Origin of the sequence: Neorickettsia risticii str. Illinois (assembly GCF_000022525.1) — a bacterium.
Lineage (GTDB): Bacteria > Pseudomonadota > Alphaproteobacteria > Rickettsiales > Anaplasmataceae > Neorickettsia > Neorickettsia risticii.
Genome location: NC_013009.1, coordinates 738010 through 756219, shown reverse-complemented (window position 1 = coordinate 756219; position 18210 = coordinate 738010). Strand labels below are relative to the sequence as shown.

Sequence of the window (18210 nt, the reverse complement as noted above, 5' to 3'; positions counted from 1 at the left end):
CATGGTGGACCCGAGAGTCTTTACCTTGTTTTTCCGCGCCCGTGGACTTAGGAAGTGTTACAAATCGCGTCCACTGAAAAGCTTATAAGGAGGCTTCGTGGTGTGGTTATTCTCGGAATGCTCGCTTAAGACACAAATATAGTTAGAAAGTAGATATTGTTGGTGATAAATGACGGATAATAATTTAATATTTTTGCCTCTCGGGGGTACTGGTGAAATAGGAATGAATGTCACCTTGTATGGATACAAGGGACAGTGGATCATGATCGATTGTGGGGCCGGTTTTGCTGACGCGGAATTGCCTGGGATAGACATCGTTGTTGCAGATATCAGTTTTATCGAAGAGCGCAAGGATGACCTTTTGGCTATAATTATCACCCATATTCACGAAGACCACTGTGGTGCACTTCCGTATTTGTGGGATAGATTGGCTGTTCCTGTATATACCACTCAGTTCACTGCGAATTTCCTGCTGAAAAAAATTGGCCGTGATAAGGTGCAATTTCCGATTCATGTTGTGGAGCCGGGAAAGTTGTTACATTTGGGGGATTTTACGCTCGAATTTATTAACATGACCCACTCGGTACCCGAAATGAACGCAATTGCAATTCATACCGCCGATAAAGTAGTGATTCATAGTGGGGATTGGAAAATAGACGATGATCCCGTTGTTGGAAAGACATGTGATTTTAAAAGACTTGAAGAACTTTCGGAGAAGGGAGTTCTGGCAATGGTGTGTGATTCAACTAATGTGTTTTCCCAAGGAAGGTCCGAGTCTGAATCCTCATTGAGGGAGCCACTGAGGGAGATTATTTCCAATGCCAGTGGAGCGTGTGTTGTGACGCTTTTTTCTTCGAACATTGCAAGAATAGAGACTGTGACAAGGATAGCAAACGAATACAGGAAGACGGTTGTTGTTCTAGGGAGATCTCTTCTTTCTGTAATTTCTGCTGCAAAAGAGACTGGCTATTTAAAAGATCTCAACTACATAGATGAGATTGGATTAGCTCACTATAGTGGCAGTAGAGAGTCGTTGATCATTCTTGCAACGGGATGTCAGGGGGATGAGCTAGCTGCAGTTAATAGGCTTTCACAGGGTACGCATAACAGTTTCACCATCAATGCTGATGACACTATCATCTTTTCCTCGAAAATGATTCCAGGAAACGAAAAGAGGATAGCAAAGATGATTAATAGGTTTATTGCTATGGGTGTGAATGTTGTGACTGAGAGAACACATTCCGTGCATGTTTCGGGACATCCATACAGAGATGAGTTAAAACAGCTATATCAGTTGCTTAAGCCAAAGATTCTTATTCCCGTGCACGGAGAAAATCTACATCTTCACGAGCATGCGAAATTCGCACTAGAATGTGGTGTGGAAAGCGCTTTAATTGCAACGGATGGTGATATAATTGAGATATCTTCCACGTCCGGTGCACGCAAGGTCGATCAGACAGAAGTTGGCTTCTGGTGTGTGGATAATGATAGGTTACAACATCCGGACAGTCACATTATCAAGACAAGGAGGAAGTTGCAATTAAGTGGAATGATTTTGGTAATCCTTGTGATGAACAAAAAAGGAAAATCACTAAAGAGGCCTACTATTGTTGCACTTGGTTATAGTGAGGAAGGAGGATGGAAGGAAAATGCCTTGGCTTCGATCGAGAGGAGCTTGAAAACAGATAAAAATAGTGATTTTAGAACAGTCACGAAGGCAGTGAGGAAGATTGTGCGTGGTTCACTAGCTAGCAGGATAAAAATTCCATTGATAGAAGTGCAAATAGAAAGGGTATAGCATGCTACTTCTCCGGTGGAAGAGATTTTGGTTTTTATCATTAGGCCTTCTGCTTTTTTCTGGAGCTGTTTCGTTGATGTTATTTAGTCTCAGTGAGAGTATCTCTTTTTTCTACCTGCCCAGTGATGTTGCGCGCGCTGTTGCTTCAAACAAGGAAATAAAAGTAGGGGGAATAATCAAGGCTATAAAGAAATCAAAAGATGGTGTGAGATTCTTGCTCTCTGATGATGCAGCCGAAATAGAAGTGCTTTATGAGGGTATCCTACCTTCACTTGTCCAGGATGGGACAAATGTCGTAGTTGTTGCTCGATTTGAGGGTGGGCTGCTTTTTGCTAAAAAAGTCTTAGTCAAACATGATGAGCGGTACTATCCCCCAGAGGACTTTATTAAACCTATTCGAGGAGAGTAGATAGCTTTGATGGGATAGTGTTTTTTAGCTCTGATATGTTAGAATCTCGGTGTTATCTTGAATAGGAGGCATAGTTTGGGACAAGTTTTTATGGTTCACCATGGAGATGTTGAACAGGCGCTTCGTAGATTGAAGCAACATTTATCGAGAGAAGGAATAACACCGGGAAGGAAGCGTATTTTTGAGAAGCCTTCTGAAAAGAGGCACAGGAGGGCTGTAGAAACTAGGCGCAAGATAAGAAAGCAGAAGCTCCGTGTGGTGCCGTACTGAGTTAGTTCTGCCCTGCACGGGTGTGCGACTAAACTGCACCTCTTGCGCTTTTTTTGTGTTGTATTCTCCCGAGCACTTCTTTTAGCGCGAACACAAGTTCTTCCATCATTGTGTGGGTATGCTGCGGTGTTGGCGTGATCCTCAGGCGTTCTGTGCCGCGTGGAACCGTTGGGTAGTTTATGTGCTGGATGAAAATCTTGAATTCTTCTAGTAAAGTTTGAGATGCGTACTTGCATTCCTCTGGGTGCCCGATTATGACCGGTATTATGTGTGTTGGGGCGTCCTTATATGGGATACTATTTGCCTTGAACATTGCTTTGAGTTTTGCAACATTCTCCTTTTGTTTTCTTCTTTCCTCATTACTGTCATACAGATGCGTGATACTTGCTCTGCCAGCGCTTGCGATTACGGGTGGAAGTGCTGTAGTAAAAATGAATCCGGATGCGTGACTTCTGACGACGTCGATTATATCAGCTTTAGCTGCTATATACCCGCCTATGACGCCATATGCTTTTGCAAGCGTTCCCTGGATTATATCCACTCGATCTACCAGGTCCATTTCCTCTGTAATTCCGCCACCGTGTCTACCATACATCCCTACAGCGTGTACTTCGTCGATGTATGTAAGGGCATTATATTTCTCTGCAAGATCACAAATCTCTTTTATTGGCGCAACGTCACCGTCCATTGAGTACACCGACTCGAAAATTATTATCTTATGAGCCTCTCTAGGGACCTGTGAGAGCAACTCCTCTAAGTGATTGACGTCGTTGTGGCGAAAGATTCTCTTCTCGCAGCGACTGCTTCTGATACCTTCTATTATCGATGAGTGATTACACTGATCAGAGAACGCGATACAGTCCTTCATGAGCGAGATAATTGTGGATATCGAAGCAAGATTGGCAACGTAGCCACAAACAAAAGATAAAGCAGCCTCTTTCTGATGTAACCTCGCGATTGTTTTTTCTAGGAGAACCACTTCCTTGTTATTTCCGGAAATATTCCTAGTACCACCAGCTCCGGCACCCATTCTGTCAATGGTTTCTTTCATGGAGTCACAAACTGTAAAGTTTTGTCCCATTCCTAGGTAGTCATTGCTGCACCATATGACTATCTTTTCGTTTGTTTCCTCATTTATAGCACAAGGGAACTCACCGGAGATTCGTGCGAGGTTGACAAATTCACGGTAACGTTTCTCATTCTTGATCGTATCAAGAGCCTGGGCGAAGACACCACTGTAGTTAGACATGTGCAAAGGAAAGGGAGCGGAAAAAGGGACTCGAACCCTCGACCTCAACCTTGGCAAGGTTGCGTTCTACCAACTGAACTACTTCCGCTTGGAATTGAGCAAAGCAATACATCGGGATTGTAGCACTTCTGTAAGAGTGCAACAATCCATTTAGCACAATAAACATTCCTGTATGCTGAAATTTTCTGCTGAACAAAACACGTGGTGAAATATTGATTGCATAGAAATTAATTCAATGTGATACGAAGATTATCTATCAGCTTGGATACGTTTCTCATACATTTGCCGGCTGATATGGCAGGATTAGCTCTCTGGATGAATTGGTAAATGTATTCCCATCGACCTCTGCGGGCGGTAGTAGGAGAACTCTACTTAAGTAACGATGCATTTCCAGCAGAGTGTTGTTTTCTTGTGATTTAGATTGTATAAAATTTTACTACTTGTATTCATACTTTTTATAGTTACACTTGGCAGTTTCGTATAGGTGTGCTCTTGTTTTTTGCGTGCGGTAGGTTTGTCATCTCAGTGACATTAATTCTAATGTACGTGGAGTTATTCCTATGAAAAAGAGAAGAGTAGCGGATTTTGGAAAAATATTATGTCGTTTTGGGGCTTCCTATTTCGAAACTCAGCTATGAAATGGGCGATAAATTTTAGTTTTCTTTGCTTTCTACTATTTGGAAGCGCATCTGGTGAAAGTTTTCACTGGTTCCAACTCATGGGTGGTAATCAATTGTGGTTCCGTTTTGTAGTTGAGGAAGAAGATGTTTGTCCGGAGGTTGTGGTCGATGGTGTTGAGTATGTAATGGATCAGCATCATGCTGCAGATGGATCTTTTCCGTTGAGTTGTGTTTATAAATTGAATCTTGAGGATCTTCCTCAATCATTTATTTTTGGCAATAAAGAGATTCTTCCACGATTCAATAAGGACGCGGTTACAAAAATAGCTGTAATCGGAGATACGGGGTGTCGTAATAATCATTTTTTTTCTCCACAAGATTGTAAAAAAGAGTGGTTTTTCAAAGAAATAATAGATGCTGTGCTAGAACACATTCCGGAGATGGTTATCCACGTCGGAGACTATGTTTACAAAGAGGGAAATAGACCAAACACATGGGTGACATGGAAAGAGGATTTTTTTCTTCCAGCCGCCGATTTATTACACTCTAACACACCGCTGCTTTTGGTAAGGGGAAATCATGAGCACTGTAGCACTGGCGGTGAAGGCTGGGCCTATTTTCTCAGTAGTGCAAAGAAGTGCTTGGATTATGAATCCCCGTATACAGTTTCGCTTAATGGGTTTGATATTGTAGTAACGGATTCATCAACTGCAGTGAAGCTTTACGAAGATGTTGCACATGTCAATGATGTTAATAATGGTAAAAGGACTTGGATTGTGACACACAGACCTCTGGTATTTAAAAATAAAGAGTCCGTATATGCAGGAGATACAGCAATCTTTAAAGATCTAAAGAAAGAAATAGAGTTAATAATGTCAGGGCATGTGCATGTCGCGCAATTTCTTAGGCTAGATGGACACGTACAGTTTATCTCAGGTAACAGTGGAGCACTTCTTTCACATTGGCAAACAGGTACTACTAGCGGTTCGCGGTTGGAGTATGGTTTTGCAGTTATTGATCTCCTAAATGATAATGCGAGGATTACCAGCTACGATCGCTTCAATAACGAAATGATGTCCATGTATTTACGAGCGAATGACTAGCTCAATATTTCTGGTACTATATCGTCTGGGGCAAGTAGCTGAAATATGGTACTGGAAAGCGTGGGCGCACTTTTGGTTCCTTTTTGTGCGCCCCGCGATAGTTTTTTAACGGGCTTGTCTTGAGCTTTTCTGGCTGCCTTGCGTTTCTGGGTCAGATAATGTGCTACTAGGGCTACTAGAGTTTGAGCTCGTATCCTGCTCTTCATCGGATAGCCGCCTCAGCACTACCTTGGGGATATGCAATAACCACCACGGTTTCTTTGTAGAAGGGGAAGCTTTTGCCTCCTGGGTAGGGGATCCTAAATTTTCTATTGAAGCAGTTGCCAGCCCCATACCTGTTTCTTGCGGTGGGGTAGGACTATGAGCAGGAGGCGCTGCCATGGAGCTAGCACCTGATGTACTCGGTTGCTCGTCGTCTTGAGGGGTTGGATCCCGCTTTCTGCGTTTCTTTCTGGGAAGCTCGGAGCTTTCTTCAGTTGCGCCAGGTGTGGTACTAGAGGATTGGCTTGGCCCTGCTTCTTGTGATGGAGCACCCGCAGAGCTGGCACCTGATGTACTCGGTTGCTCGTCGTCTTGAGGGGTTGGATCCTGTGTTGGCGCACGCACCCTACCCGCTGCGCGACGAGGTGGTAGAATGCGCTGCGGTGGGGTAGGTTTTTTCTCCTCTGAGGGGGCCAAGGCTATGCCACTACACTCCGCTTGAAAGTCTGGGTCTGCACACACCGCAGAGGTGAGTATCTCTAGCCAATCCCATGCTTGCTCCGCATCGCCGCCCATTTCGCAAGTCAGAACGGTTCTGCAGCAATTAAAAGCCTCGCTTAGATCTACATCGTACGGAACCTCATCCCCGCCTTCACCAGGACCAGCGGGATCAGGCACGAAAGCCGAAGATGTGGCCCCATGTGAACATTCACCATCACCTCCAGAGCTTCCGGGGTCTCCAGTGGAAGTAGACGTGGAAGGTAAAGGTGAAGCATGTGGTGCCTCTTGACTACTTCCGGTGCCCTCATGAACCGCAGTTGAAGTAGATGGAGTAGGCGAACTTGAACTAGAGGATTCACTGCCTGTTGCAGTCTCCGTTTGCTCGTCTGAGCTGGATGTGCTAGACGATGTTTCTGCTCCTCCCTGTGTATTTGTACTACTCTGTTTCTCCTGGCTCTCTTGAGCAGACATTTCGTCTTTTCTACGCCTTTTGCGACGTCCTGATTCGTTTGTCTCATATATGAAGCTAAGTGCGGCCACCGCTGCCCTACGATGTGGACGTTTCTTTTCTCTCCGACTAGTATCTTCAGTTGAAGTAGATGGAGTAGGCGAACTTGAACTAGAGGATCCACTGCCTGTTCCAGTCTCCGTTTGCTTATCTGAGCTGGATGTGCCTGATGTTGTCCTCTGTTCTTCATGGGATACATCTTCCAGCACTCCTTGGACGGTTCGTTCTAGCCACAACGGTCCGCTTGCAGGGCCCATTTCTGCCGCAAGAGCTTCCCGGACAGCCTCTTCTATATCTTCACTAGGAAAAGGTGTGGCGTATGGATGATCACGATTGTCGCTAGGATCTTCAGAGTCTTCTGGTGTAAAAAGCCTAAAACTTGGCCGCTTTTTCTTGGTGCCAGTTGTGGAAGATGCAGCTGCTGTACTTTCACTTTCAGAGCCTTCATCACTTTCAATGGAAACAAATGCAGCAGGTGAAGGTACGGGAGTGCTAGGTCCTGCTGAAGAAGGACTCCTAGGACTATCAGGGTTTTGTTCTACTTCTCCTCGTTGTGATGAGGTATCCTTTTCATCGCTTTCCGGATTTTCAGTAGCAGTAGATGTAGAAGATGAAGATGCGGGGGATGAAGGAGTTGGAGTGCTAGGTCCTGCTGAAGAAGGACTCCTAGGACTATCAGGATTTTCAGGATCTGGCCCTGTAGGATTTTGCATTTTTCAGACTTCTTTTTAAAACTATATTAACAATTTTATAATATGACGAAGATTTTAATCAATATTGGTAATTCATATCCTCCCGAACAAGACTGTGGTAGTACTTTTATCCGCATAGATTGCAAGATAATCTGCTTTATGTTAACTTCCTCGGTGGATGGGTGGCCGAGCGGTTTAAGGCAGCAGTCTTGAAAACTGCCGTATGTGGAAGCATACCGTGGGTTCGAATCCCACCCCATCCGGTTTTCGTTGTGCGGGATGAGTCAGTTGTCTTGCGCTGTGCTTCCTAGATAATAATTTCAATCACGTTTTGATGATCCAATTGGTTTTGTACACAGGTGGCAATTACTGTGTTTAGCATGAGAAAAGCGATTGTCATTGGGCCGACGCCTCTTGGTACAGGTGTAATGAATTTCACTTTTTGAAGAACGTTTTCAAAATCGACGTCTCCAACTAATTTACCGTCCACTTTATTTATTCCGACATCTATAACAGTTGCTCCGGGCTTGATGAAGTCTTTTTTCACAAAATGCGGTATGCCAACAGCTGAAATAACGATGTCTGCTTGCTTGGTTTTTTCCTGTATATCCCTGGTCTTAGAGTGTGTAAGCGTAACAGTGCAATTCTCATGCAACAGAAGCATTGCCATTGGCTTGCCAACGATATTTGAACGCCCTATAACAACGGCATCCATACCAGATAAATTGTTCCCCAGAACTGATTTTATTAGATACAGGGAGCCTGCTGGCGTACATGGTTTTAACAATGCATCTTTGCTGAGAGCCAGTCTGCCCACATTCTCAGGATGGAAACAATCAACGTCTTTTTTTGAATCAATTGATTCAATAATCCTGGTCGTATTGATGTGTGAAGGCAGTGGTAGTTGGACGAGTATGGCATTAACGCTAATGTCGCTGTTTAAAGACTCCACTAATCGTATTAGCTCTTCCTCACTTGTCTCCTTTGGTAGTGCTATAGTCCTTGCGTCTATACCAAGCGACTCTGCTTTTTTCTGTTTACTTCGAACATATACCTGACTTGCCGGGTTTTCACCAACAATGACGACTCTCAGACTGGGTACTAAACCATTGCTTTTCTTTAGGTGTGTTACAGAAGTTGCAATAGATTCACAGATACCTGCAGCAATTCCAAAACCATCAATGAGTTGTGTCATTTTTATTGAGCATCTTAATTAATGCACTTTCCCATTTACTACCATTGTCGAGTAATTTCTCCTTGTTGTAGAGCAAATCTTCCCGATTTTCCCTTGCAAACTCAAAATTCGGTCCTTCAACGATTGCATCTACGGGGCAAGCTTCCTGACAAAAGCCACAATAAATGCACTTAGTCATATCTATATCGTATCTTGTGGTACGCCTACTTCCATCAGATTCTCTGGGAGCTGCTTCAATCGTGATCGCCTGGGCAGGACAGATCACCTCACATAATTTACAAGCTATGCAACGCTCTTCCCCGTTTTTGTAGCGTCTCAGCGCGTGTTCACCTCTGAAACGCAGACTTATAGGTCCCTTTTCTTGCGGATATTTTATCGTAACCTTTGGTGCAAAAAAGTACCGCAAGACGGTCCTGAAACCAACAAAGAAGCGGGTCAGCTGCATCTGTCTTAGGAACTTAAACATACACCGACCAAGAACAGCGAAATGCTAACATATGTGGTTTGTTAAGTAAAATGTGCGTTCTATAAAACATCACTCGGTACATGAAGTGGTTTTCGATGATGCGTTATATGGAAGGTGAGCTGTCTTCCGCACAACTGATAAGACAGAAGAGATGTGAGAGACACGCGTGATCTCAGCACATGCAAGGGTCACATCAAGTAATCTTCAATGCTACTTTACAAGCGTATCACGGGCTTTGTTGAGTTGCTGCGCGAAGTAATGTGAACCGCCCTTGTCCGGATGTACTTTCTGTACCAGGGCGTGGTATGCCTTGTTGATTTCTGCCTTGCTAGCATTCACAGATACTCCGAGAATTTCCCGTGCCTGTGCCTTAGACATCTTTCCTGTTGAATCAGAAGACGATGCTCCTTGCTGAAACTGTTGTAAATTCTCAAAGCTGAAATTCCCGCTTTTCATCATTTCGTAAACGGTGTCGTATATCTGCGAGAAATTTTCAGAAAGCTTAAACTTCTTCCTGTAGATAAACGCAACCACCAGTAGAAACAATATCGGCAAGAGAATCACTAGCAACAAAATCAGCAGGATTATGGAGAACATTTACGAGCGTTGAAACTAGGAAGTATTGTATATTATAATCTCGCCGTAGTTAATAAGTAATTGTCCGGTGAACTTAAAGTATGTTTATCCAAACTGAACACACCCCAAATCCGAATGTACTAAAATTTTTTCCTGGTGTAAACATACTTGATAGTGGAATTGCTGATTTTGTCACAGCCAGTGACGCCTCTGGTAATAAACTTCCTGAGATGCTTTGGGAAATACAAGGTGTCTCTGGTGTAATGCTTGGGGTGGATTTTGTATCTGTGAGCAAAACTGAAGATGCAGAATGGGACGTATTGAAGCCGCAGATCTTTAGTGTGCTGGTTGAGTATTTTACTACTGGCTCCGATTTTGTTCGACCTGTCACAGAAGACGAGGAAGTCGAATGCACTGATGAGGTTTCTAAGAAAATACGGGAGATTATAGATACTAAAGTCCGACCTTCTGTTATCGAAGACGGTGGCAATGTTGTGTTTAAGGGTTATAAGGATGGGATTGTGTATCTGAAACTTCAGGGGGCATGTGCCGGCTGTCCTAGTGCTTCTGTGACTCTCAAGGATGGTATAGAGAACCTACTTCAGTACTATGTTCCTGAAGTGAGAGAAGTTCAGCAGGTTTGATGGATAGGTTCCTTGTTGCATGGGTATCTTTTCAGCCTCGTACATCGGTGCGATGTTCTTTTTGTACTGCCGTTTCTTTGAGAACGTGACCCTTTGTGGTGGATTTGTTCTACCATATCCGATATCCTTTTCTAATCAATTCAATGTGGCTGTTGCGCTGATAACATGAAAGTCCTCATGGGTAGCAAAGCTGGGAAACTTGGCCAGGAAATAGCGTTGCTCCTTAAACTGGCAGTGCTTCGTGCACAAGCAAATAGATTTCCCGATGGTGAGAGTGATGTTCTCGTGCACCATGAGGATGTTATTCCTGGAACCAAAGTGCTCGTCATCCAAAGTCTCTGTAGTGATGGCGACATAATGGAGTTTTTGTTTATCGTGGATGCTTTGAACAGACTAGGGGTGCGTGATATTACTTTGGTCTCTCCATATTTTGGTTATGCTCGCGCCGATAGGATTGTTACACCTGGCTCGGCTGTTGCAGCAAAAGTAGTTGCGCGCCTTGTTGGAGAAAGGATTTCATCGCTTTTCGTGCTTGATGTACACTTCGCTCAGTTTGAGGGTTTCTTTGAGATCCCAGTGTATAATATCCTTCCATGGTCGCTGCTCAAGGAAAGTGTGCATCTGGATCACAATATAGCGCTTGTTGCTCCCGATGTAGGTGCTGTAAAAAAGTTGAAGCCTCTCTCCGAAGAGCTGGGAGCAAGTCTCGTTATCATGAATAAACGCAGGCCTAGAGCATGTTTATCCGAGGTTACTGAGGTGGTTGGGGAAATTTATGGTAGGGACTGCGTGATAGTTGATGATATCGTCTGTGGTGGTGGGACCCTCTGCAATTCGGCTGCTAAACTTAAAGAGCTTGGTGCAAAATCTGTTGCTGCGTTTGTTACCCACGGCGTATTTTCTGGTAGCGCAAGACAGAAAATTATGGACTCACAGGTAGATAGGATTATTGTCACCAACAGCATACCTGGATTTGAGGCTAAAGGGAAAATAGAGATCATTAGTGCTGCAGACTTACTCGCAAGAAAAATTCGTTCAGTTTATCTAGATGTCAATACAAAAAGTCCTAATTGCTAACCGAGGGGAGATAGTATCAAGAATAGCGCGCACCTTAAAAAAATTGGGTAAAAAGAGTGTTGCTATTTATTCCGATCTCGATGTTAATGCGGAGTACATTCGGCATACAGATGAGGCGGTCTACATAGGGGGTGTTACCGTTAGTGAGAGCTATAACAATATGGAATCCATACTCACGGCGGTCAAAAAAAGTGGGGCAGACGCTGTGCATCCTGGATATGGGTTTTTGTCTGAAAATCCTAGTTTTGCCCGATCTGTTGAGCAAGCTGGATTTACCTTTATTGGTCCCAGCTCAGAGTGCATCTCCATGATGAGCGATAAGGTGATGGCAAAAAAGATTGCTCTGGAGGCCTCAATCAATCTTGTACCCGGGTATTTAGGAGAAATCTCTGATTATGAACAAGCTGTCTCTATTGCCAAAGAAATAGGTTTCCCAGTTCTGATAAAGGCTGCCGCCGGAGGGGGAGGTAAAGGAATGCGGTTGGTCAATAGAGAAGAGGAATTGCGCGAAGCTATGCAGCTTGCTTGCCATGAGGCTCTGAATTTTTTTTCGGATGAACGAATTTTCATTGAGAAATATATAACGAACCCGAGACATATAGAAATACAAATAATTGCTGACAAAAATGGTCACGTTATTTGTTTGGGTGAGCGAGAATGTTCAGTACAGAGGCGGCATCAAAAGGTTGTTGAGGAGGCTCCTAGTCTTGTACTTGATCGGGGACTCAGAGAAAAGATGTATGAACAGTCTATTAGATTAGCCCGTGCAGTTAGTTACACTTCTGTTGGGACGGTGGAATATATACTGGACCAGGAGCGAAATTTCTACTTTATGGAAATGAATGCTCGCATCCAAGTTGAACACCCAGTAACCGAAATGATTACTGATATTGATATAGTCGAAGAGATGATCCGCATCGCTGAGGGCAATGATCTATCAAAAAAGAAAAGTGTTACGAAGTTTAACGGTTGGTCATTTGAAGCACGCATATATGCAGAGGATCCCATAAACAACTTTATGCCAACGAGTGGTTTTGTACGTTGTGCTGATTTTCCCACGGATGTCAGGGTTGAAAGTAGTGTAAGTACAGGCTCCGAGGTTGGTATGTTTTATGATCCAATGATGGCAAAGATCATCGTGAAGGGTAAAACGCGTTCTGATGCGTTAGAAAGGATGTGTGAGGCGCTTCAGATGACGTGCATAGTGGGTGTAAGGAATAATTTAGTTTTTCTAGAATCTCTGTTTCGTAATGCTGATTTTATTAATGGAAATATAAGCACTCATTTTGTAGAAAAGCAGTATCAAGGGGTAAGTTGGTATGAGTCTCTCGATAAATGTGCGACCCTGCGCTTTATTGCAGTGACTTTATATGCCATGCTGAGCATATGGAGTGGCTCATTTGAGGAAAGTCGTGCTTTTATTGTAAGACTTGGGAGTCAGGAATATGAAGTTGATGTCTCTACTGCTATGGGTACATTTAGCTTCACTCTTGCTAAGGAGGGATATGCCGTTGAGCCTCTGAGAGAAACAAAAGAGGGCCTATTTCTTGCAAAGATCAATGATGAAGCGTTCGCTGCTAGGTTCTTCAACACTGATAAATTATGCAAACGAGTTGAGTACGATGGTCTTTCATTGTTGTGTGTTGCTCTTCCTAAGGGAGTGTATACGAAGTGGGTATCTGTGCAAAAGAATACTTCAGGTATACAACAATCAGACAAAATGGTGTCTGCAATGACGGGGGTCATATTGAGCATTTACGTTAGTGTTGGTGACATTGTCAGACCAGGTGATCCGTTATTTTTAGTCGAAGCAATGAAAATGCAGAACACCATCACCGCTGAACGAACTGGTACTGTGAAGGAAGTCTGCGTGGTGCCTGGTCAAAATGTGAGCGAGGGTGATTTATTGTTGAAGTTTTTAAAAGTATAAATAAAGATCTAGACTTTATTTGGCTCCAAAGGCGGTTAGTCTGCTGATAAATGGTTATGAGAGCCTTTCTATGATTTGTCCCTGAGTGTGTGATTCCCGTACAGAGTGAGAAGAAGGAAGTTATTACTAAATTTCTACATGAAGGTCGTCGCTACCTTTTTTCTTGGGTTTTCCTGTGGTGTCCCAATTGTGCTCGTTGTGCCCACTTTGAGTGTGTGGCTAGCAAAGGCTGGTGTAAATTGTTCAAGTATCGGGTTATTTTCGCTTGTAGGTATACCATACATAATAAAGTTTGTCTTTGCCCCATTTTTTGACCTCTACACTGTTCCAATACTTGGTCGATATTTTGGGCAAAAAAGAGGATGGATACTGCTCTTGCAGCAGTGTGTTTTTCTCTCGATTGTCGGACTGAGCTTCATGAATCCCCTAAAAGATATATATCTTATGGGTTTTTTTGCTTTAGTTGTTGCATTTTTTTCTTCTCTTCAGGAACTTGTTATCGATAACTATCGAATTTCTATTTTGAGAACAAAAGAACAATTAATAGGTTCTTCTAATGTTTTACTTGGATGGAGAATTGCACATTTAATCAGTGGTGCTCTGACCCTTTTTCTAGTTGATTATCTTTGTAACTCATATGGATTGTGTGAGGATTTTATTAATTGGAGGATACTATACATCTTCTCAGCCTTTTTAAGCTTGAGTGCTAGTGTAACGGTTTTGTGCATGGGTGAACCAAAGCTGAAAGTGCAACAAAAGGAGATCGGTATAAGTTCACGATCTTTCCTTCCTGAAACAATTCTCCGACCACTGAAAGAGATCCTACAAATAAAGAAGAGTGTCTATATTGTTATTTTGGTTGTGATATATCGTTCTTGTGATTCACTCATAGCGACGATGATTTCCCCATTTCTTGTGGACATCGGCTTTTCACTCACCGAAATTGCAGTTGTTGCCAAGACATTCGGTTTGCTTTCTCTTGTTGTTGGAGGTGTTATTGGTTCGAAAATTGTCTATAGGTACGGGATCGTTAAAGGACTCGTTTTTGGAGCCATAGTGCAAATGCTTTCAAATGTAATGTTCGTTGTGCAGTCAAAGGTGGGATACAATCTTCCATTGCTGTATCTGACCATAGCAACGGAAAATGTTTGTGGGAGTATTGCTACCACAGCCATTATTGGGTATATCTCGGGACTGGCAAGTAAGGCTCGCTTTTCTGGGAGTGTATATGCAATTTTCAGTTCTCTCTTTATGGTAGATCGTTCGGTTTTACCTGTAATTGCAGGGCTAATTGCTGACTACTTTGGTTGGACGGCACTGTTTGTTACAAGTGTTGTCTTAGGTCTTCCAGCATTGTTTTTGGTCTTGTTTCTAGAGAAGTGTGCTAGAAGCGAAAGGTCCCCAGGATGAGTATATTCATTTGTTTTTACTCTGTGATGTTGATGTGACTGATTTGTGTCATTAACTTGCCTTTGAGCCTTCGGTTAGAACCTTATAGTTGATAAACGGTCTTTTGTCTTCCAGCAGAGTGCTTTCGTCTAGAGATTTGTCTGCGATGTGTTAGGTAACAGTGTTTATAGAACCAGTAGTGGAATTTTGAGCGTAAAGAAAGCTTCCTATAACTTACACCTTTGTGAAAAATTATTTTGGGAAAGAATTGTGTGATCTATCATTTATGACGTCTTTGTTACACCTAGAGAAGTAGATCTACTATCCAAAGATAGGGCATTTTTGCCTTCGGCGATTGAAAATTTCCTTTGAACTTGGAAGGGGCATGCACTTTTTTTATGGAAGCGTGGGATCTGCAAGAACTTGTTATACTGCTGCTGTATCCATACCTCTATTCGCATGCGACACGCCTATAAAAGGTGAACAGTTGTTCAAGAGAACTAAAGAAGTTTGCACATATCCACAGTGCTCAAATTAATACTTCTTTCTCTCCGTATCACGCCTCTGTGAGTCAAACTAGAGTAGTACGCGCTTGTATGCTGACAATAGTGCATCGACCTCTATCTTGCTGGATTTTCCTATTTCCAGTACCGCTTCACGTGTAACTTTACCAATTTTTGTAATTTCTGTATCCAAAAATGTCTCCCTGAAAGCCAATTCGTTTTTTGGTGAAACAGTGACAACAATTTCATGTGATTTTTCAAGATTGTTCTTGTTGTTTTCAAGGGAAATCGTTCCTCCATGGCCGTTGGCCATAAGCATTTTTGCGATTGATACAAGCCTTCCACCGAGCCCCACTGGAATAGCGGAAGCGACTAATTGATTTTTCAGTGCCGAGTGGTAACGTCCGAAAATTTCCAAGGCCCTTTTTACTTCCACGTTCATGTCGATTAGGTATATTAAATCCTCCGGGTATTTTGCATCCAGCGAGACTATATCTTCATAATCATCTATTATTCCAACTGCGGTTATTAACAATGATGGAATGTTGGAAACTTTGATTTTCGCACCTGAGGCGGTATATCCACTGAAATCATTAAACATGCTGTCCTTTCCGGAAATGAAAGGAGTACCTAAAGCTATAGAGGTATCGTGACAAGCTCTTCCGGCTTCTTTTAGTAGCCATAGTTTTTCTAGGTCATTCGAGTCGGACCAACAAAAATTATCTAGAAGAGCAATCTTTTGAGGGTTTACCCCAATTGTCACTAAGTTCCTTACTGCCTGTTCAATCGAAGAACATGTATCCAAATATGGATTGCGTATCATAATTGCTAGGTCTTGTGATTGCCCTATGCACTTCCTGGAGTTGTACAACGGTTTTATCGCTGTTACGTCTGAAAAAATTTCATTTCTTCCTTGTAGTGGTTTTAGTATAGATGTTCCCTGAACTTCGTGATCGTATTGCCCTGCTATGAACTTTCTACTGCAAACATTTTTATCTCTAATTGCCTCCTCAAGGGATGAGAAACTCACATAAGGCTGTTCTGGCATTTCTTTTGGTTTTTTAGTTTGTAAATGGATTGTAGGGTTTCCATCATGTAGAAAGCGCAATGACAAATCAAAAACAGTCTTGCCATCAAAAGTGATAAGTCCCCTGCCGGACTTGTTAAACTCGCCTATGGCAGCAAACTCAACGCCATGTTTGGTCATAATGCGCCCGAAGGTCTCAAACTTTCCGGGTGGAATCGCAAATGTCATTCTTTCTTGAGACTCAGAGATCCATATCTCCCACGGTGCGAGCCCCATTGTCTTCAAAAGCACTTTTTCTAGATGCACCACAAACCCATCTTTTCCCATTTCTCCAACAGAAGAAGATAAGCCACCGGCTCCATTATCAGTGATGGCGTTATAAAGATCTGCATCTCTTACTTCACGTATTATTGCGTCGGAAAGTTTTTTCTGTGTAAAAGGGTCACCTAATTGAACCTCAGTACCTTTGACATTTGAGTCTGTTATTCCAGCTGAGGAAAAAGTTGCTCCGTGTATGCCGTCCCGTCCAGTTCTTCCACCTGCTATGACAATCAGATCCCCGTCTTCTGGTGCTTTTATCCAGGATTCTTTCTCTGCAATTTTTGCCGGGATAATGCCTGCACATCCGACAAACACGAGTGGTTTTGCCTTGAATGCACTGCTGAAATAAAGTGCGCCTTGTGGGGTTGGAATGCCAGAACAATTGCCTCCAGCGTTGACACCATGAATTATTCCCTTGAGGATGTTTCGCGAATCCAGTTTGGGCCTTGTCTTGTGTGAATCATGGTACAAGTCTTGTATTTCAGTGTCTGGATCTTCAACGCAGAAGGCATAATAATTTGCTATAGGTTTTGCTGCAAGGCCAAAACCCAGGATATCTCTGTTAACTCCGAGAATCCCTGTCATTGCACCTCCAAATGGTTCTAATGCAGAAGGGCTGTTATGTGTTTCGACCTTCACGCAGATGAGATAATCCTTATCGAACCAAATTGCACCAGCATTGTCGGTGAATACCGAAGCGCAGATATGGTCTGGGTTATTTCTGATGATTGTCTCAGTTGATTTCTTTATGTATCCTCGGAATATTCCTTCTTGTAGGTCATCTATAGGATAAGACATAATATTGTGCTTGCAGTGCTCAGACCAAGTTTGTGCAATAGTTTCGAGCTCTATATCCCGCACGTAGCTTCTACCTTCCTGCAATTTAAAGTACTCAACTATTTTGGATAGCTGAATGTCACTGAGGTTTAGTGCGTTCTGACAATTGAAAGAATCTAATTCCTCTAAAGTCAGATCTTTTGTATTGCCAGAAAAAGTGGCGCTATCCATTTCATGTGAATAACAAAATGCAACTTTTTTGCTATGGACCTTTTCCAGTGAGAGCTCTTCAATCATAGGGTTGTACAGTAGGTTAAGGTCGGGCAACCTACCTGTTCCTATCATGAGTAGGCTCGTGTCTACTTGTATGCATTGTTCTATTGCGTTGATACCCTTTTGTTGCAGTAACGTGATCACAATGCCTAGAATCACTTCCGCTAATGAGTTCTTTACTCCTTGGAGAGGCTGTTTTTCTATTACCCAGAAGTCGCTTGTATAGCATTTTCTGAAATCCCATAGAGTACTGTTGCCTTCGTGGTGACTTGTTTTGTTGGCTTCAAGAATTTCTATCTTGTTTTTATCCGGCTCATAAATGAAGCACCTGAACTGTTCTGAGACGTGATTAGTTAATGAGTGTGCGATTTCTAAGAGATTGTCTTTCAAAGAATAATCTGTGGAATAGAATCGGTACGCATCAACAACTTCCCGAATATTGATAACACCATTACTTGCAAGTGTTGTGATTCTTGGGTCTGAGTACGGTTTGCGAACTTCTATGATTGCCTGCATTTCGTGAGAACTTCTACTACTTCATTATCCCCATAACTGGGATCAGTCATGATTAAATCGCTTTATTATGACCAGGTCAATGTGATAACACTCTTCGTTTATAGGATTACCCAATCTTGATAGTAAAGATGACAATTGTAGGATGCAGTTTTGTACGGATCTTGT

At 42.8% G+C, this 18210-nt stretch carries 14 protein-coding genes and 2 tRNA genes; 9 read left to right on the top strand and 7 right to left on the bottom strand.

Annotation, left to right across the window (positions count from 1 at the left end; genetic code table 11):
- Positions 1–169 precede the first annotated feature (169 nt).
- The 3 genes from NRI_RS03460 (at position 170) to rpsU (ending at position 2477) form a co-directional block, all read left to right on the top strand.
- Positions 170–1798, top strand: coding sequence for a ribonuclease J (locus NRI_RS03460; protein ID WP_015816649.1), 1629 nt, complete (start codon positions 170–172; stop codon positions 1796–1798).
- Between the two features lie 76 nt (positions 1799–1874).
- Positions 1875–2207 carry a cytochrome c maturation protein CcmE gene (locus NRI_RS03455; protein ID WP_448605770.1) on the top strand — a complete coding sequence of 111 codons (333 nt, stop codon included), beginning with the start codon at positions 1875–1877 and terminating at the stop codon, positions 2205–2207.
- 75 nt (positions 2208–2282) lie between these two features.
- Positions 2283–2477, top strand: a complete 195-nt coding sequence (rpsU, locus tag NRI_RS03450) for a 30S ribosomal protein S21 (RefSeq protein ID WP_011452203.1) — start codon at positions 2283–2285, stop codon at positions 2475–2477.
- A gap of 28 nt (positions 2478–2505) precedes the next feature.
- Here rpsU and hemA read toward each other — a convergent pair whose 3' ends face one another.
- Both hemA and NRI_RS03440 read right to left on the bottom strand, forming a co-directional pair.
- Complete coding sequence (hemA, locus tag NRI_RS03445) at positions 2506–3726, bottom strand: 5-aminolevulinate synthase (protein ID WP_015816637.1); 1221 nt, start codon at positions 3724–3726, stop codon at positions 2506–2508.
- A 15-nt stretch (positions 3727–3741) separates the two neighbouring features.
- A tRNA-Gly gene (locus tag NRI_RS03440) sits at positions 3742–3814 on the bottom strand.
- Positions 3815–4444: 630 nt separating this feature from the next.
- Between NRI_RS03440 and NRI_RS03435 the strand changes: the two genes are divergently transcribed.
- Positions 4445–5449 (top strand): metallophosphoesterase family protein, encoded by a 1005-nt coding sequence (locus tag NRI_RS03435; protein WP_238522990.1) that lies wholly within the window; start codon positions 4445–4447, stop codon positions 5447–5449.
- A 105-nt stretch (positions 5450–5554) separates the two neighbouring features.
- Here the strand turns inward: NRI_RS03435 and NRI_RS03430 are convergent, their stop codons facing one another.
- Positions 5555–7372: a hypothetical protein gene (locus NRI_RS03430; RefSeq protein WP_041351526.1), complete on the bottom strand. Its 1818-nt coding sequence runs from the start codon at positions 7370–7372 to the stop codon at positions 5555–5557.
- Between the two features lie 155 nt (positions 7373–7527).
- Here NRI_RS03430 and NRI_RS03425 point away from each other — a divergent pair.
- A tRNA-Ser gene (locus NRI_RS03425) sits at positions 7528–7614 on the top strand.
- A gap of 44 nt (positions 7615–7658) precedes the next feature.
- On the opposite strand, the gene NRI_RS03420 is transcribed toward NRI_RS03425, so the two are convergent.
- The 3 genes from NRI_RS03420 to NRI_RS04210 form a co-directional block, all read right to left on the bottom strand.
- A complete protein-coding gene (locus NRI_RS03420; RefSeq protein WP_041351524.1) occupies positions 7659–8546 on the bottom strand; it encodes a bifunctional 5,10-methylenetetrahydrofolate dehydrogenase/5,10-methenyltetrahydrofolate cyclohydrolase in 888 nt (295 codons plus the stop codon).
- Complete coding sequence (nuoI, locus tag NRI_RS03415; protein WP_015816634.1) at positions 8530–9012, bottom strand: NADH-quinone oxidoreductase subunit NuoI; 483 nt, start codon at positions 9010–9012, stop codon at positions 8530–8532. Before nuoI ends, NRI_RS03420 begins: the two co-directional genes overlap by 17 nt.
- Positions 9013–9222: 210 nt before the next feature.
- Complete coding sequence (locus NRI_RS04210) at positions 9223–9609, bottom strand: J domain-containing protein (RefSeq protein WP_015816633.1); 387 nt, start codon at positions 9607–9609, stop codon at positions 9223–9225.
- 80 nt (positions 9610–9689) lie between these two features.
- On the opposite strand from NRI_RS04210, the gene NRI_RS03405 reads away from it, so the two are divergent.
- From NRI_RS03405 to NRI_RS03390, 4 genes are all read left to right on the top strand, one after another.
- The gene (locus NRI_RS03405) at positions 9690–10232 is read left to right on the top strand and encodes a NifU family protein (protein WP_015816644.1); all 543 of its coding nucleotides are present in this window, start codon (positions 9690–9692) and stop codon (positions 10230–10232) included.
- A gap of 165 nt (positions 10233–10397) precedes the next feature.
- Positions 10398–11309, top strand: a complete 912-nt coding sequence (locus NRI_RS03400; protein WP_041351522.1) for a ribose-phosphate diphosphokinase — start codon at positions 10398–10400, stop codon at positions 11307–11309.
- A complete protein-coding gene (locus NRI_RS03395) occupies positions 11281–13239 on the top strand; it encodes an acetyl/propionyl/methylcrotonyl-CoA carboxylase subunit alpha (protein WP_015816631.1) in 1959 nt (652 codons plus the stop codon). Before NRI_RS03400 ends, NRI_RS03395 begins: the two co-directional genes overlap by 29 nt.
- Positions 13240–13377: 138 nt before the next feature.
- Positions 13378–14649 carry an AmpG family muropeptide MFS transporter gene (locus tag NRI_RS03390; protein WP_015816642.1) on the top strand — a complete coding sequence of 424 codons (1272 nt, stop codon included), beginning with the start codon at positions 13378–13380 and terminating at the stop codon, positions 14647–14649.
- Between the two features lie 555 nt (positions 14650–15204).
- Here NRI_RS03390 and NRI_RS03380 read toward each other — a convergent pair.
- Positions 15205–18045: an AIR synthase-related protein gene (locus NRI_RS03380; RefSeq protein WP_015816641.1), complete on the bottom strand. Its 2841-nt coding sequence runs from the start codon at positions 18043–18045 to the stop codon at positions 15205–15207.
- Positions 18046–18210 lie beyond the last annotated feature (165 nt).